Origin of the sequence: Cupriavidus pampae, assembly GCF_914271485.1 — a bacterium.
Lineage (GTDB): Bacteria > Pseudomonadota > Gammaproteobacteria > Burkholderiales > Burkholderiaceae > Cupriavidus > Cupriavidus pampae.
Map to the genome: position 1 here is coordinate 113,170 of NZ_CAJZAG010000002.1, position 16,465 is coordinate 129,634.

The window sequence follows — 16,465 nt, forward strand, 5'->3', positions numbered from 1 at the left end:
ACAAGGCGCGACATTGCATTAGCCTGGAAAACCGAGACTCTCTTTTCCATCCATGGAATAAACAGCTTACGCGCCACCGCCTTTGACGGTCGCCGGCAACGCGAAGCGCAGCGTTGCCCCAATCGCGCTGTCGATCAGCCGGATCTCGCTGCCGTTGAGTTGCAGCATGCGCTGCACGACCAGTAGCCCCAGTCCGCCGCCGCGGTGCGCGCCGCCCGAAGGGAACGGGCGATGGAAGATCGACTCTCGCAGCGCCGGTGGAATGCCGGGGCCGCTATCGCTGACGGTGACCACCACCGTGCCATCGTCGGCGGCCATATCTACTTCCACGGTGCCGCCGGTCGGCGTATGGCGAATCGCATTGTCGAGCAGATTCGTCAGCACGCGCTCGATCATCCCGAGATCGGCCGTGACGGCGGGCAACGTTGGTGGCACCCCAGCGCGAAGATGAAGCCCCTTGGCTTCCGCTGGCAAGGCGAACTTCTCGAGCACGTCCTGAGCCAGATCCACCATCGAGAAATTCTCGGGTACCGCCTGCACCATGCCGTGTTCCAGACGGGCCAGCTCGAACAGCGCCTGTGCCAGGCTACCGACCTTCGCACTCTGAGCCAGCGCGATATCCAGATAACGCTGACGCTCCTCTCTGGTCAGCACATCCGCCTTCAGCGACAGCGTTTCCAGATAACCATGCAGCGAGGTCAATGGCGTACGCAGATCGTGCGAGATATTGGCGACCATATCGCGCCGCTCCTGATCCTGCTGCGCAAGCTCACGCCATTGGGTGTCGATGCGGCTGGCCATCTGGGAGAACGCGGACTCCAGCGCGGTAATCTCGTCGCGTGACGAGGGCTCCGGCGGGCGTTCGATCCGCGAGCCGTGTCCGCCCGTCGAATCGAACTGGCTGATCCGCAGCGTCAGATGTTTGAGCGGACGCGTAATCAAGGCGAACGCGGCCAGCCCCGCGGCAAGTCCAAGCGCCGCCACCAGCGCCATGGACCATAACGTCGTGCGCATGACCGCGGTGCGTGATGCCTGTGCCGCGAGCTTGTCATGCGCTTCACCCTGCAGCACGACATAGATATACCCGCCCTGCCGCAGGGGCGCGGCGCTGAAAACCTTCCGCGCGGAGGCGCTTCTGGGATCATCGCCAAAGATCGGTAAGGCCCCACCATCGATCAGCTTCTTGATGGGTTCGAGATCGACCCGGTCTCTCACCAGATGGCCTGCGGGCGCGTCATGACCGCGGATTCGCCCCTGATCGTCGAGCAGATAGACCTCGACGCTCGGATTGACCACCATCAACTGCCCAAACAAACGTCGCAGCGCCGCGGGCTCGAGTTCGCTCTGGTCCTCGCGTAGCGCCGTGCGTCCAATGTAGGCGGCCAGCCCGCGCGAGATATCCTGAACGACCTCCGTTTCGTGCATCGCATTGGCGCGTACCTGCAACCATGCGGAAGCGCCGCAGCACGCCAGCAGCAGCGCCGCGAACACGCCCGCGAGTTTCTGGCTCAGCGAAAGCTTGACGTTGAGTTTCACGATGCCGCTCCGGACTCGGCCGCCTCAGCCGCGCGTGGATCCGCGACGAAGCGATACCCACGGCGCCAAACGGTCACGATGCGCCTCGGCTGTGCGGGATCGACCTCGATCTTGGTGCGCAGCCGGTTGATATGGGTATTGACGGTGTGTTCGTAGCCTTCGTGCTGATAGCCCCAGACCTCGTTGAGCAGGTCCATGCGCGAGAACACTTTGTCGGGATGACGCGCGAAAAAGTACAGCAGGTCGAACTCGCGCGGCGTCAGGTCCAGCCGCTTGCCATCGATCGTCGCTTCGTGGGCAATCGGATCCACGCTCAGGCCCGCGAGCTCGAGAATGCCGACGTTGGCTCGAACATCGCGCGCCATCGCGTCGACGCGACGCAGCAGCGCCTTGACCCGCGCCACCAGTTCCAGCATCGAGAACGGCTTGGCGAGGTAGTCGTCGGCGCCGAGTTCGAGCCCCAACACGCGATGGACCTCGCTGGAGCGTGCGCTGATAATGATGATCGGCGTATAGCGCGTCATGGCGCGCGCGCGACGACAGATCTCGAGACCGTCCACGCCGGGCAGCATCAGGTCCAGCACCAGCGCGTCCCACCCACCCTGCTCCAGCAGCCGTAGTCCCTCGGTGCCGTCCGCGGTATGCACGACCTCGTAGCGCTCATCGCGCAGATGCAGGGCGAGGACGTTGGCGATGCCGACGTCGTCTTCGACGAGGAGAATCCGTTTGGTATGGTCCATAGCGCAGGGCTGACGGGGAAACTGGCTCTATTGTGCAGAATTCCGCCGGTGCAGTTATCACGGAATGTTTAAGTTTCGGCGAGGACTTCGCCACGCACTGGCGCGTACTCTGCCTATACCGCATCCAGTCTGGAGTTCGCCATGGGCATGTCGAGACGCTTCCTGCTATCCGGTGGCACGCTTACCGCGGCGCTGGCCGCCATGGGCGGCTGGCGACTATTGAATGCCGCGCCTCAGCCGGGGGAAGGCGGCAAAGCGCCCGCAAAGCCTGCCGATACCTTCGAATTCCAGCTTTCCGACGCGGAATGGCGCGCCAGGCTCAGCGCGAACCAGTACGCCGTGCTGCGACGCCAAGGCACGGAGCGGCCGTACAGCAGCCCGCTCAACGACGAGCATCGCAAGGGCGTATTCTCCTGCGCGGGATGTCAGCTCGCGCTGTTCTCTTCCGCCACCAAGTTCGACAGCGGCACCGGCTGGCCAAGTTTCTGGGCACCGCTCGCGAATGCCGTCGGCACCGAGGATGACAGAAGCTTCGGCATGTTGCGCAGTGCGGTCCATTGCAGCAAATGCGGTGGTCACCTCGGTCACGTGTTCAACGATGGTCCCAAGCCGACCGGCCTGCGCTATTGCATGAACGGCGTGGCCATGACGTTCAGCGCGGCGGCCGCCTGATTTATACGGACTCATTGCCATGCTGCTCCTGGTCCTTTCCTTCCTTGGCGGGGTGCTCACGATCCTGAGCCCCTGCATCCTGCCCGTGCTGCCGTTTGTCTTCGCGCGCGCCGACCAGCCTTTTGTGCGCAGCGGCCTGCCGCTACTGGCCGGCATGGGTGTCACGTTCGCTGGCGTGGCAACCCTGGCCGCGGTGGGCGGGGGCTGGGTCGCACAGGCGAACGAATATGGCCGCTGGCTGGCCATCATCCTGCTGGCCGCGTTTGGGCTCACGCTTCTGCTTCCTCGGTTGGCTGAGCGGCTGATGCACCCGCTGGTCGGCGCGGGCAGTCGTCTGTCCAACTTTGCCCAAAGCGAAGGCGGCACGAATAGCGTCTCCTCATCGTTTCTGCTGGGTATCGCCACGGGGCTAGTGTGGGCCCCGTGCGCCGGCCCAATCCTCGGTCTGGTCCTGACCGGCGCGGCATTGCAGGGCGCGAGCGTCGGTACCACGCTGCTGTTGCTGGCGTATGCGCTGGGTGCCGCCACCTCGCTTGGCATCGCATTGCTGATCGGGGGGCGCGTGTTTGCCGCGATGAAGCGCTCGCTTGGTGTCGGCGAATGGATTCGGCGCGGCATCGGTGTCGCGATGCTGGTCGGTGTCGGCGCGATTGCACTGGGACTGGACACCGGCCTGCTGACGCGGATTTCCACGATCGCGGCGGCGGGCGGCCTCGAGCAGCGACTGGTCGACAGGCTCTCGCCCAAGCACGAGAGCGGCGGCGCCATGATGATGCGTGCCGCGGACCATCCCGCCACGCTGCCGGTGGAAGGCCGCTTCCCGGGTCTCGATGGCGCGGTGCAATGGCTGAACTCGCCACCGCTCAGCGCCGAAGCATTACGCGGCAAGGTCGTGCTGGTCGATTTCTGGACCTACTCCTGCATCAACTGCCTGCGCACCCTTCCCTATCTGAAGGCCTGGGCCGAGAAGTATCGGGATCAGGGGCTGGTCGTAATCGGCGTGCATGCGCCCGAGTTTGCCTTCGAGCGCAATATCGACAATGTCCGCAAAGCCGCGCACGATCTCGGCGTGACCTATCCCATCGCCATCGACAACAACTACGCGATCTGGCGCGCGTTCGGTAACAACTACTGGCCGGCCCACTATTTCATCGACGCGAAGGGCAACGTGCGCTTCCACCACTTCGGTGAAGGCGAGTACGAGAAGTCGGAGGCGGTGATCCGTCAGTTGCTGGCGGAAGCCGGACACCCGGACGTGGCCGAAGTGGCGACGCCCAAGGCAGCGGTGCAAGGCGTGGAAATGGCTGCCGACCAGGGCGCCATGCGTTCGCCGGAAACCTATGTTGGCTATGCGCGCGCCGAGAACTTCGTTTCGGCCGGCGGTGCTAAACAGAATCAGGCGACTGACTACCGCACGTCGTCCGATCTCGCACTCAATCAATGGGGCCTCACCGGCAACTGGAAGATCGGCAAGGAAGAGGCGACGCTTGGACAGGCCAGTGGCAGCATCGTGTATCGCTTTCACGCGCGCGACCTTCATCTTGTGCTGGGCCCCTCTGCCGATGGCAAACCGGTACGCTTTCGCGTGACGATCGATGGCAAGGCGCCGGGCACCTCGCATGGCACCGACGTGGCAGCCGATGGCGGTGGTACGGTGACGGAGCAGCGACTCTATCAACTGGTCCGCCAGAGCGGCGACGTTCGCGACAGAACCTTCGCCATCGAATTTCTCGACCCCGGTGTGCAGGCCTACGCCTTCACGTTCGGCTAAACCAAACTCGTCCACTTTCAGAGAGTCTGATCATGAAACTCATCGCCATGCTGCAACGCCGGATGCGCCCGACCACGGGCAAGATTGCCGGACTGGCCATTCTCGCGGCGCTGACTGCCGGCATTGCGCAGCCGGTGCTATCCAGTGAGCCCGCAGTAAAGATTCCCGCCCCGGTCGCTGACGAGAAGCCCCTGGCGTCGGGAGCGTCGGGTGCGGGCCGCACCCAGACCGCAGTCTTCGCAGGCGGATGCTTCTGGGGCGTACAAGGCGTGTTCGAGCATGTGCGCGGCGTGACGCGCGTGACGTCCGGCTATGCCGGAGGCGCGGCGAACACCGCGCAGTACGAGCGCGTGGGCACCGGCTCGACCGGTCACGCCGAGTCAGTCGAGATCCGCTACGATCCCACGCAGGTCAGCTACGGCAAGCTGCTGCAGATCTTCTTCTCGGTCGCGCACAACCCCACGCAACTCAACTATCAAGGTCCGGATCACGGCACACAGTATCGCTCGGCAATCTTCCCGACAACGCCGGAGCAACGGACGATCGCGCAGGCGTATATCACCCAGCTCGGTAGCACCAAGTCGTATGGCGCGCCGATCGTTACCCGTATCGAAGACGACAAGGGCTTCTACGCCGCCGAGGATTATCACCAGGACTTTCTGGTCAAGAACCCCAGGCATCCCTACATCGTCATCAACGACCTGCCGAAGATCGTCAATTTGAAGGCGATGTTCCCGGAGATCTATCGCGAGGATGCGGTGCTGGTTTCGAAGCGCTAAGCAAACGTAGGGTTGTTCCGTATTCTCACTCGAGGCTTCCGCAGTGCACAATTAATTTATAAATTCGAATGCTGTTCCATATAAGAACAGCCTCAGTACAAGCCGCTTCAATGCGGTGCTTCACTGCCCTCTCATTAACCACGTATTTGGATATCCGGTCGATCGACAGACCGGATGCGAGGTTTTTTGACAGAGAGGGAAGTGAAAGCATGAAGGCGAAGGAATTGCGTATTGCTGCAACAACCGTTGCAGCTTTTTTTACGGGCGCAGCATTTGCTCAGACATCGGTTACGTTGTATGGCGTGGTCGATGCCGGGGTGGAATTCATCAACCACGTCGGGACTGGCGACAATACGTCGGTCCGTCTGCAATCGGGCAACCTGTCCGGTTCGCGCTGGGGTCTGCGTGGCTCCGAGGATCTCGGTGGTGGTCTGAGCGCGGTATTTGCACTGGAAAGCGGCTTCAACATTGACGACGGCAAGAGCGGTCAGGGCCGTCTGTTCGGTCGCCAGGCATGGGTTGGTCTGCGCAGCGCCTATGGCATGTTGTCGCTGGGCCGCCATAACACGCCGATGTATGAATACGGCGTGCAATACGACCCAATGGCCATCTCCACGCGCTATTCGATCGGCGCACAGGACCCAACCTTCCAGTCGCGTGCTGACAATGCCATCCGGTACGAAGGCAAATTCGGTCCCGTTACGGGAAAGCTTTTCTATAGCACGGGCGCGGATGGCGTAGCCGGTGTCAACGCCGAAGTACCGGGCAACTATAAGGTCGGCCGCGAAATCAGCGGCAGCCTGGCCTATGAAAGCGGGCCACTGGCCGTCGCCGTCATCTACGACGAGCTGAATGGCAGTACGGTGGCCACGGACGACAACAAGACACGCAAGGCCGCGATTGCCGCCAATTACAAGATTGGCCCGGTGAGGCCGTATGTTGGCTATCGTTATGCGCGAATCATGACACCGCCCACATCGCAAACGACAAACCTGTACTGGGCCGGCGCCCAATGGGATGTCACGCCAGCGTGGTCACTGACCGGCGCCGCCTATTATCAGGATTTCCGCAACTCCGGCGCCGACCCCTGGATGTTTATCGTCTCCGCGGATTATCTGTTCTCCAAGCGCACCGACGCATATCTCACCGTGGCTTACACGCGCAACAAGGACGGTTCGGATCTGGGTGTCGGCGGCTTCGGCACCACGGTTGCTGGCAAGAACCAGACCGGTGTACTACTGGGCGTGCGTCACAGGTTCTGATACTCACTCCATGAACAGTTGCACCGCCGGCCATTGGGAATGGCCGGCGTTAACAAAAGATCTACGATCAGTTGTAGAGAGTCGGACGGTAAATCCAGGTTAAACGCGGTTAAAGGTGAGACTGTTCTGTCTGCATCCAGTCTCGGACGTGGGATGCTGCACTTTTTGAGCACGAGAATGGTGAACGGGGCGGCCTTGAAGCGGATTTACCTATTGCTGTTCGCGTTGACGTTGACGCTCTACGTCGATCGCGCGTCGCTGTCGATCTCGGCGATCGAGGTCAGTCGCGAGTTCGATCTGTCTCCGGTGGAGATGGGTTACCTGCTCTCTTCGTTCAACTGGTTATATTTCCTCGCGCTGGTTCCTGTGGGCCAGCTTATCGGCGCGTTCGGGCCGAAGCGCGTGGGCGGCCTCGGTATCGGATTGCTTTCGGTGGTCAGCGCACTCACGGGATTGGCCACGGGCTTCGCGTCGCTGCTGATGTGCCGGCTGGCGGGAGGTCTGTGCGCCGCTGTCACCTACCCGACCGGCATGCGCGCGATCCGCGACTGCGTACCGAAAAGCCAATGGGGATTGGCGGCCGCCATCCTCCACAGTGGCAGCTTGATCGGTCCCGCGCTTGGGGCCGTCGGTTTCGCATGGCTGCTTGGCCTGTTCACGTGGCGCGCCATCTTCGTTGTGGCCGGTGTCACGGGCTTGATCTGGTTGGCGGCATGGTTCGTCTGGTATCGCGAGCGTGACCAGACTGAATCGTCGTCCAATGCGGATGGTTTCGAGACAGATGCCGATGTGGCGCCGCCGATAGGCTTGCGCGGCATTGTCCGTTCCCCCGCGATGCGCGCGATCGCGCTGGCGCATGGCAGCGCGGGATTCGCCACGCATTTCTTCCTGTCATGGCTGCCCGGCTATCTGCAGATGGAAAAGGATCTGCCAGTGATGAACACCGGCGTACTGACCGCAGGCGCTTATCTCGGTGCGGCGGCGCTGGTGCTAGTGGCCGCGGGCCTCAGTGACCGGATTCTGCATGCCGCGGACCTGTCGCGCGGCCGCCGCAAGATCTGGGCGTCCGGCGTGCTGCTATGCGCGGCGACCGTTGTGATGGTGCCGTTGGTGAGCGAGCTCTGGCTCATCATGCTGATCGTGATGTTCTCGGTGGCCACCTGCGCCTCGGCGGTGTCACTGAACCTCGCGCTGGTGAACGACCTGACGCGACACCCACACGATGTGGGTACAGCGGTGGGTTTCATCAGCACGGTCGGCAATGTCTTCGGGCTGCTTTCGCCGATCGTCACGGGCTACGTCGTAGCGGAGACCGGCAGCTTCGCACTGGCCTTCGTCATCGCCGGTTGCCTGCTGGCAGCGGGCGCGCTCGTGCTGGCCGTCGTGCCAACCCGAAACGTCGCTGTGCGGGCGCCAGCGAGCCCCAGAACGAGGTGACCTACTTCGGCACCACGTCGAGCATGCCGGCCTCGGCCATCAAAGTCGCGAGGCCGGTTTCCTCCAGCGCATACACACCGCGCGCGGCACGCCAGACCAGCGCCTTGTCCTGCAATGCCGAGAGCGCCTGCTGAGCCCCGGACACGTCGATCTTTGCATCCTCTTCAGCCAATGTCGCCTTGAGAACGGCGTTATAGGCTTCGAGCGTGGCTCCTTCGAACGGTGCGAACGTCGCACCCCGCGCCGCCATCACGCGCAGCACGGCGGCTTGCGGTGGGGTCAGGCTATGCACTACGCGCAGTTGCTCGCGATCGTATTCGACGATCTGCTCTTCGATTGCCTGGGCAAAGCGTGGCGCGACGTCTTCTGGCGCGAGCCCGAATTCGAAACGCAGTGTGTCGGCTGCCGCGCCCAGCAGTTCCGGTCGAAATGCGGCGCGCTGAAATAGCGCGTGGACCGCGACCGGATCGAGTCTGGCGCCGAGATTGACCCGATCGCAGAACCATTGCACATAGTCCATTCCCAGCGACGGAAAACTGATCAGTGGCGCACCCATGAAGGCCTGGTCGCGCCCCGAACGCAGCATGGCCAGCTTGTCGCGATTGGATCCCGTGGCCACGATGCGCAGACCATGATGACGACTGCTGTTCAGCTCGTCTCGGGCTGCTTTGAGAGCGAACAGTGCATCGTTGCCCTTCTCGCTCACGATGGCGTGCTGCGCTTCGTCGATGACCAAGGCAATGGGCTGCTTCGCCTCGTCGGAGAGTGCGGCCAGTGCAATGGACAGTGAAATGCCCTCGCCGAGGCCAACGCGATCGAGCGAGAACGACACGCCTCCGAGCTCGACCTTGTCCATGCCGGCCGCACGCGCCAGGCGGGTAATCACGCCTTCGTGCCTGCCGAGTTCCTGCCGCACGGCACTGACGATTGTGTCACCCGGGTCCGCGCGCCGGTCTTCCCACAGGTCCGCGTAGACGACCAGTGCTCCTTCCTGTTCCAGCGCGGGACGAAGGTCCTCGCGCAGGAACGTCGATTTGCCCGTGCGCCGGGGCGCGGCCAGAAATAAGCCCGAACTCGCGGCGGACGTCGGCGAGACCTCGAGGATTTTCCTGGCGAGGTCCGCAGCCAGTGCCTGACGACGGAAGAAAGTCATGTGATGTTTTATGCTCTATAGCGAATTATAGGAAATTATAGAACATTATAGTAAGAGGAGCCTTATACCTCTCATTTGGTGTACTTCATTCAAGGAACCGGCCCACCTCCGCCACGAATTCTTCCGCTTCCTGAAACAGGAAAGCGTGGCCGGCATCGGGATAGAGGATCAGTTTGGCGTCCGGGGCCTGCTGCGCGAGGACGTACGAGCGGTACGCCGGCAGCATGACGTCGTGCGCGCCGTTGGCGACCAGCATCGGCAGGCGGAGTTCGGCGGCGCGGTGCAGGACGCCTTGCCATGACGAGATGGCTTTGACCTGGGCCATAAACGCTTCGGCCGTGACACCCGAGCCGCGATTGGGTTGTTCGGCGATGCGGGTCAGGCAGGCGCGGCCGGCCGCGACCGCGGTGGCCGATTCGGGGAAGAACAGGAACAGGAAATCGTCGATGTCGTTGATGGCGTGCGTCATCACCTGTGGCACGCGTGGGTGGGGCTGCGGTCCATCGGTGATACTGCCCGGGCTTGACGCCGCGACGATCAGGCGGCGCAGCAGATGCGGGGCATCGAGCGCCAGTTGCTGTGCTACCACCCCGCCGAGCGACCAGCCCAATATGTCGACCAGCCTGAGGTCCAACGCTTCAATCAACGCGCCGACTACCGCCGCCATGCCGGCGATCGTGCCAGGCACCTTGCCATCGGACAGTCCAATGCCGGTGCTGTCGAACCAGATCACGCGGCGGTCCGCGGCGATGGCTTCGATGAATGCGGGGTCCCAGTCGTCCATCGTGCCGCGAAACCGTTGCAGCAGCACAAGGGGAATGCCGCCGTCGGGGCCGGCTGTCCGCCCGCTCAGGCGGCCGACGGACGTGTGGATGGAGAAGTCTCGGTTCATGTGCGCGGGTTCTGGTTCGAAAGTACGTCCAGCGTATTGCCGAACCCGCGCGGCCGAATGACAAAGACGCCCAAGTTAAGGACATTAAGCCCGGGACATTAAGCCCGGGACATGTACATCCGGTCATTCCGTCGCTTGCGGCTCCACCGCTGTGTCCGCGGCATCGCTGCGCCGGAGACTGCTGGGCGTCAGGCCATACGCACGCACGAACGCGCGGCGCATGCGATCGCGATCGGCAAAGCCGGTGTCCTGTGCCACCGTCTCCATCGGGTGGCGCCCCGTCTCGAGCATCGCGCGGGCTGCCTCCAGCCGCAGCATCTCCACCGCCTTGGCGGGCGATTGCCCGGTCTCTTCCCGGAACACGCGACTGAACTGCCGTGGCGACAGGCGCGCCGCATCGGCGAGTTCTTCCACCGTCAGCGCATTGCGGAGGTTCTCCTTGGCATAGGTCAACGCACGCTTGACCCGGTCGCTGCGCGGCTCCAGTTCGAGCAACGCCGAGAACTGCGATTGCCCGCCGGGCCGGCGATAGTAGACCACGAGGCGGCGCGCGACATTGCGCGCCAACGCCGCGCCATGATCGTTTTCGATCAGCGCGAGCGCGAGGTCCATCGCGGCGGACATACCCGCCGAGGTCCAGATGTTGCCGTCCTGCACGAAGATGCGGTCTTCATCGACGCGTACTTCCGGGAAACGCTCCTGCAGGCGTCGCGCATGCAGCCAGTGCGTCGTGGCGGTGCGCCCGTTGAGCAGTCCGGCTTCGGCCAGCACGAAGGCGCCGGTGCAGATGCCCGCGACGCGGCGCGCCTCGGTGCCGGCGCGGCCGATGTAGGACATGAGTCCGGCTGGCAGTGGTCCCGGTACCCGGATGCCGGCGACCATCAGCGTGTCCGGCATGTCGTTCAACGCCGTGGTCTCGATCCCCACGCCGATGGTCGAGTGCACGACGCCGCCGTACTGAGACAGGATGGTCATGCGGTAACCGTCTTCACCAAGCTCCGCGTTGGCCAGCTCGAACGCGGAGAGCGCTGAGAGCGCTGAGAGCCCGATGATCTGGAAGCCGTTCTCAAGAATCAAACCTATATGCCGCATTACTTTCTTCACCTTCTATGACGGCCTCAATCTATGCGGGACGTGTGGTGCCGTCAAGCGAGCTGCCCGTGCTCCGGCGCACATGTGGCGCAAGATGTCCGGAAACTCCGCGAATACGTCAGTCTGTCGCATGCGACCGTCCCTATGCTTGGCGTACCGTGCCCACGAGGCGCGGCCGCTCTCACCTGAAGGGACAGGAAATGCCATCACAACTTGGAACCGCTCTTGTAACCTCGCGCACCGTCGCACCACGCTACGCCGATCGCGGCGACCGAGTTATCTGAAGCAACGCCCCACCGAAGTCCCCACAAATGAAAACAATGATTCCGCTCGCCATGGTCATCATGGCTTTCAGCGCCGTGCAGCGCCCCGCTCTTGCCAGCGAAGCGCTGGCGCAGAAATACGCGTGTATTGGCTGCCATCAGGCCAATGCGCGCCTCGTGGGCCCGTCCTGGAAAGAGATCGCCACCAAGTACAAGGACAACCCGAAGGCCGCGCAGCAGCTCTCCACCAGCATCAGGTCCGGTGGCAGCGGCAAATGGGGCGCCATCCCCATGCCGGCGCAGCCACAGGTGCCCGACGCTGACATCGCCGCGCTGGCGCGCTGGATTCTTTCGCAGAAATAAGGCCCTCACGAGTCCCTCCATGACCACTCTTAATATCAACGGCAAGACACTCGACGTCGATGCCGATCCGTCCACGCCGCTGCTCTGGGCGCTGCGCGACAACCTCGGCATGACTGGCACCAAGTTTGGCTGCGGCATGGCCGCGTGCGGCGCGTGCACGGTCCATATCAATGGCACCGCGACCCGCAGCTGCGTCATGCCGATCTCGGCCATCGCTGGCGTGCGCGTCAATACCATCGAGAGCATCGGTGACGACAAGATTGGTCGCGCGGTGCTCGATGCCTGGATTCGTCACGACGTGGCGCAATGCGGTTATTGCCAGAACGGCCAGGTGATGAGCGCCGTGGGCCTTCTGCGCACCAAGCCGCGGCCGACCGATGCTGATATCGATCAGGCCATGGCGGGCAATCTGTGCCGCTGTGGCACCTACCAACGGATTCGCGCGGCCATCAAGGATGCCGCGCGGGTCATCGCCTGAGGAGCGCCAGCATGCGTATTAGTGGACTGGAAGCGCTGGCAGGCGGCAGCGGCAACAACGTATCGGAGGCGGCCGTCGCCCCGCTCACGCGACGGAGCTTTCTCAAACTGACGGGCATAGCCGGTGGTGGCCTCGCTCTGGGCATGGTCGGGAGTGCCAGCACCGCGCGGGCGGACGAAGGTGGAGCCCCAATAGCGCCATCGGCGCCGCAGGCATTCGTGATCATCGCGCCGGACAACACCGTCACCATCGCGGTCAACCGGCTCGAGTTCGGCCAGGGCGTGCATACCGCCCTGCCGATGGTGCTGGCCGACGAGCTCGACGTCGAGTGGAAGAACGTGCGATCCGTGCTGGCCCCCGCCGGCGATGCGTACCGGGACCCGGGCTTCGGCATTCAGATGACGGCCGCCTCCACCGCGATCCGGCACTCGTTCACGCAGTATCGGGAACTGGGCGCACGCGCCCGCGCGATGCTGCTGACCGCCGCCGCGAAACAGTGGCAGGTAGACCCCGCCAGCTGCACGGCCGCGCAAGGCGTCGTGACCTCGGGCACGCATCGCGCCACATACGGCGAACTGGCCAATGCGGCGATGAACCTGCCGGTGCCCCAGGCCGTTACGTTGAAAGATCCTTCGCAATTCCGCCTGATCGGCCAGCGCATGCCACGGTTGGACACATCAGCGAAGTTGCGCGGCGATCCGGTGTTCGGCATCGACACGCGTCTCAAGGACATGGTGGTGGCCGTGGTCGCTCACCCGCCGCGCTTCGGCGGCAAGGTGAAAACATTCAACGCCGAGAAGACGCGCGCGATCAAGGGCGTGGTCGACGTCATGCAAGTGCCATGCGATCGCGGCGGCTCCGGTGTGGCCGTGGTCGCCAATGGCTACTGGGCTGCCAAACAGGGCCGCGATGCGTTGCAGATCGAATGGGAGGACGCAGGCTCGAAGGTCAGCACGCAGGCCCTGTACGAGGAATACGGCAAACTTGCCACTCAGCCCGGCCTGACCGCTCGTCCGTTCGAAGGCGATATGCAGGCGGCGCTGGCCGGCGCCGCGCGCATCATCGACGCCGAGTACCGCCTACCCTACCTCGCGCACGCGCCGATGGAGCCGCTGAACTGCACCATGCAGGCCGAAATCAGCGGCAACAAGGCCACCAGCGTCAAGGTGTGGGTCGGTTCCCAATTCCAGACTATCGATCAGGCGGCCATCGCCCACACGCTTTCGCTGCCCGTCGAGAAGGTGACGCTGAACACGATGATGGCTGGCGGCGGCTTTGGCCGGCGCGCGGTACCGACGTCCGACTATCTGGTGGAATCGGCCGGGGTCATGCGCGCATGGATTACCAAAGGCCACACCGCACCGCTCAAGGTGATGTGGAGCCGTGAGGATGACATCAAGGGCGGCTACTATCGCCCGCTGCACGTCCATCGCGCGCGCATCGGCCTCGACGCCAAGGGTCAGGTGGTGGGCTGGCAGCATGCGATCGTGGGCCAGTCGATCATCATCGGTACGCCATTCGAAGGCGCGCTGGTCAAGGACGGTGTGGACTCGACCATGACCGAGGGCATCGTCGAGAACGAATACGCGCTGCCGCTGCAAGTGACCGCGCATCACCCGAAGGCCGATGTCGCCGTGCTGTGGTGGCGTTCGGTGGGCAATACGCACACGGGCTTCGTCAAGGAGACGTTGATCGACGAGATGGCCACCGCGGCAAAGCAAGATCCCGTGGCATGGCGCATGGCGCGGCTGGACCCCACCAAGCACGTCCGGCAGCGCGCCGCGCTGCAACTGGCGGTCGACAAGTCCGGCTACGGCAAGCGCAAGCTGCCGAAGGGGCATGCCTGGGGCGTCGCGGTGCACGAGTCGTTTGGCACCGTGGTGGCGTACGTGGTGGATGTGTCGGTGGTCAAGGGCGAGGCGCGCGTGCACAACGTGACCGCGGGCGTGCACTGCAATCGCGTGGTCAATCCGTTGACCGCCGAAGCGCAGATTCAGGGCGGATGTATCTTCGGCCTGGCGATGACGCGCCCGGGCTTCGCCATCGAGATGGAGAACGGTGTCGTCCGCAACAGCAATTTCCCCGACTACCCGCCGCCGCGCATGCCCGATGTGCCCCATATCGACGTATTCTTCGTCCCCTCTGAAGACGCGCCGGGGGGTCTTGGCGAACCCGGCGTACCGCCGATCGCCCCGGCCATCGCCAACGCGTTGTTCCGGCTGACGGGCAAGCGACAGCGGCAAACGCCATTCGTGCTGGCATAAAGGTTCACGGCCGGTTTCCACACCGGCATGGCACACCCCGGCTCCTCCCTCCGGCCGGGGTGTGCGCGACGCACTGCTTGCCAAAGACGAATTTCTGTCCAACAGTAAGAGCGCAACGGTCGTCGATTTTGCGGTGACAGACGATCCGGCCGTTGTAGACATTACAAAACAGCAATCTGTCGTTCCCCGTTTTCCCCACAAAACCGTGGCGACACCCTGCAGGAGGGATGATGACCGACTCCATCACAACTGGAGCGGAGGCGGACCGCATGTCCGTCACGCTTACCGTCAACGGTGTCACACATCGCGTGGCCGTCCCGGCCAATGCGATCTTGCTCGACACACTGCGTGACCAACTGCATCTGACGGGTACCAAGAAAGGGTGCGATCACGGCCAGTGCGGCGCCTGCACGATTCACGTGAACGGCATCTCGATCAACGCATGCCTGTCGCTTTCCGTGATGCACGACGGCGATGCCATCACCACCATCGAAGGATTGGCCTCGGAAGATGGCGCGCTGCATCCTGTGCAGGAAGCGTTCTGGGATCACGACGCCTATCAATGCGGTTACTGTACGGCCGGGCAGATGATGAGCGCGGTCTGCGTGCTGCGGGATGCGCGGATTCCCGCCGACGACGCTGCCCTGCGCGAGGCCATGAGCGGCAATATCTGCCGCTGTGGCGCCTACAAGAACATCATCACGGCCATTCAGGATGCGCGCGGCAGGATCGGGAATGATGCCGGCGGGAGCAAAGCCTGATGCGTAACTTCCAATATATCCGCGCGGCCGATATCGACCAGGCCATCGCGCTGCATGCGCGCGGCGCCCGCGATGCCGATACCGTGTTTCTTGCTGGCGGGACAACGCTGCTCGATCTGATGAAGCTCGATGTCATGCGGCCCATTCAGGTCGTCGACATCAATCGGATCGGCCTCGATCGCGTGGAGGTGCTCGACGACGGCCGTGTGCGTATCGGCGCGATGGTCAGCAATACCGAACTCGCGCGGCATCCGCATATCGTGCAGCACCATCCGGCGCTGTCGCAATCGATTCTCTCCGGTGCCAGCACGCAGCTGCGCAACAAGGCCACCACCGCCGGCAACGTGATGCAGCGCGTGCGCTGCGGCTATTTCCGCGATGGGGTATCGCCATGCAACAAGCGCGCTCCGGGGTCGGGCTGCGCGGCGATCGACGGGCTCAATCGCAACGTGCACGCGGTACTCGGCGGCAGCGAGCATTGTATTGCCACGCACCCCTCGGACATGTGCGTGGCGATGATTGCCATCGGCGCCACCGTTCACGTGCAGGGGCCGAACGGCAAGCGCGATTTGCCGTTCGCCGATTTCCACCTGCTGCCGGGCAATACACCCTGGAAGGAAACCGCGCTGGGCGACGATGAGCTGATCACGCATATCACCCTCGATGCGCCCATGGCCGGCAGCCGCTCGGCCTATCTGAAACTGCGCGATCGCACGTCTTACCAGTTTGCGCTGGCCTCGAGCGCGGTGATCGTGGCACTGGATGGCGACACCGTGCGCGATGTGCGCATCGCGCTAGGCGGCGTGTCCACCCGGCCATGGCGCGCGCCCGATGCCGAAGCCGTGCTGCGCGGTCAGACCCTATCGGAGGCGCTGGTCTCGCAGGCGGCCGCGGCCGCGATGCACGGCGCGCAATCGTACGGGCAGAACGGGTTCAAGATCCTGCTCGGACAGCAGGCCGTGATGCGCAATCTGTCGCAACTGCTGCAGTTGCGCACTTGAT

General features: G+C 63.6%; 15 protein-coding genes. 10 read left to right on the forward strand and 5 right to left on the reverse strand.

The window, feature by feature from the left end:
* Window positions 1-66 precede the first annotated feature (66 nt).
* Window positions 67-1,536 (reverse strand): sensor histidine kinase, encoded by a 1,470-nt coding sequence (locus tag LDO41_RS04790; protein ID WP_223982641.1) that lies wholly within the window; start codon window positions 1,534-1,536, stop codon window positions 67-69.
* Window positions 1,533-2,276, reverse strand: a complete 744-nt coding sequence (locus tag LDO41_RS04795; protein WP_223982644.1) for a response regulator transcription factor — start codon at window positions 2,274-2,276, stop codon at window positions 1,533-1,535. Before LDO41_RS04795 ends, LDO41_RS04790 begins: the two co-directional genes overlap by 4 nt.
* Window positions 2,277-2,417: 141 nt before the next feature.
* Between LDO41_RS04795 and msrB the strand changes: the two genes are divergently transcribed.
* The 5 genes from msrB to LDO41_RS04820 all read left to right on the forward strand — a co-directional run bounded on the left by msrB (window position 2,418) and on the right by LDO41_RS04820 (window position 8,197).
* Window positions 2,418-2,948: a peptide-methionine (R)-S-oxide reductase MsrB gene (gene msrB, locus LDO41_RS04800; protein ID WP_223982648.1), complete on the forward strand. Its 531-nt coding sequence runs from the start codon at window positions 2,418-2,420 to the stop codon at window positions 2,946-2,948.
* A 19-nt stretch (window positions 2,949-2,967) separates the two neighbouring features.
* Window positions 2,968-4,719 (forward strand): cytochrome c biogenesis protein DipZ, encoded by a 1,752-nt coding sequence (locus LDO41_RS04805; RefSeq protein ID WP_223982651.1) that lies wholly within the window; start codon window positions 2,968-2,970, stop codon window positions 4,717-4,719.
* Between the two features lie 32 nt (window positions 4,720-4,751).
* On the forward strand, window positions 4,752-5,498 hold the full coding sequence (gene msrA / locus LDO41_RS04810; RefSeq protein WP_223982654.1) for a peptide-methionine (S)-S-oxide reductase MsrA: 747 nt from the start codon (window positions 4,752-4,754) through the stop codon (window positions 5,496-5,498).
* 209 nt (window positions 5,499-5,707) lie between these two features.
* Window positions 5,708-6,760: a porin gene (locus tag LDO41_RS04815; protein ID WP_223982657.1), complete on the forward strand. Its 1,053-nt coding sequence runs from the start codon at window positions 5,708-5,710 to the stop codon at window positions 6,758-6,760.
* A gap of 195 nt (window positions 6,761-6,955) precedes the next feature.
* Window positions 6,956-8,197 (forward strand): MFS transporter, encoded by a 1,242-nt coding sequence (locus LDO41_RS04820; RefSeq protein ID WP_223982659.1) that lies wholly within the window; start codon window positions 6,956-6,958, stop codon window positions 8,195-8,197.
* 1 nt (window position 8,198) lies between these two features.
* Here the strand turns inward: LDO41_RS04820 and LDO41_RS04825 are convergent, their stop codons facing one another.
* The 3 genes from LDO41_RS04825 to LDO41_RS04835 all read right to left on the reverse strand — a co-directional run bounded on the left by LDO41_RS04825 (window position 8,199) and on the right by LDO41_RS04835 (window position 11,334).
* Complete coding sequence (locus LDO41_RS04825) at window positions 8,199-9,350, reverse strand: ATP-binding protein (RefSeq protein ID WP_223982662.1); 1,152 nt, start codon at window positions 9,348-9,350, stop codon at window positions 8,199-8,201.
* A gap of 85 nt (window positions 9,351-9,435) precedes the next feature.
* The gene (locus tag LDO41_RS04830) at window positions 9,436-10,242 is read right to left on the reverse strand and encodes an alpha/beta fold hydrolase (RefSeq protein ID WP_223982665.1); all 807 of its coding nucleotides are present in this window, start codon (window positions 10,240-10,242) and stop codon (window positions 9,436-9,438) included.
* 123 nt (window positions 10,243-10,365) lie between these two features.
* Window positions 10,366-11,334 carry a GlxA family transcriptional regulator gene (locus LDO41_RS04835; protein WP_223982668.1) on the reverse strand — a complete coding sequence of 323 codons (969 nt, stop codon included), beginning with the start codon at window positions 11,332-11,334 and terminating at the stop codon, window positions 10,366-10,368.
* A gap of 311 nt (window positions 11,335-11,645) precedes the next feature.
* Between LDO41_RS04835 and LDO41_RS04840 the strand changes: the two genes are divergently transcribed.
* The 5 genes from LDO41_RS04840 to LDO41_RS04860 all read left to right on the forward strand — a co-directional run bounded on the left by LDO41_RS04840 (window position 11,646) and on the right by LDO41_RS04860 (window position 16,464).
* Window positions 11,646-11,960, forward strand: coding sequence for a c-type cytochrome (locus LDO41_RS04840; RefSeq protein WP_223982672.1), 315 nt, complete (start codon window positions 11,646-11,648; stop codon window positions 11,958-11,960).
* 19 nt (window positions 11,961-11,979) lie between these two features.
* Window positions 11,980-12,438, forward strand: a complete 459-nt coding sequence (locus tag LDO41_RS04845; RefSeq protein ID WP_223982675.1) for a (2Fe-2S)-binding protein — start codon at window positions 11,980-11,982, stop codon at window positions 12,436-12,438.
* Between the two features lie 11 nt (window positions 12,439-12,449).
* Window positions 12,450-14,702: a xanthine dehydrogenase family protein molybdopterin-binding subunit gene (locus LDO41_RS04850; protein WP_223982678.1), complete on the forward strand. Its 2,253-nt coding sequence runs from the start codon at window positions 12,450-12,452 to the stop codon at window positions 14,700-14,702.
* A gap of 227 nt (window positions 14,703-14,929) precedes the next feature.
* A complete protein-coding gene (locus LDO41_RS04855) occupies window positions 14,930-15,463 on the forward strand; it encodes a (2Fe-2S)-binding protein (RefSeq protein ID WP_377741401.1) in 534 nt (177 codons plus the stop codon).
* Window positions 15,463-16,464 carry an FAD binding domain-containing protein gene (locus tag LDO41_RS04860; RefSeq protein ID WP_223982685.1) on the forward strand — a complete coding sequence of 334 codons (1,002 nt, stop codon included), beginning with the start codon at window positions 15,463-15,465 and terminating at the stop codon, window positions 16,462-16,464. The genes LDO41_RS04855 and LDO41_RS04860 overlap by 1 nt, the downstream gene beginning before the upstream one ends.
* The last annotated feature ends 1 nt before the right edge of the window (window position 16,465 follow it).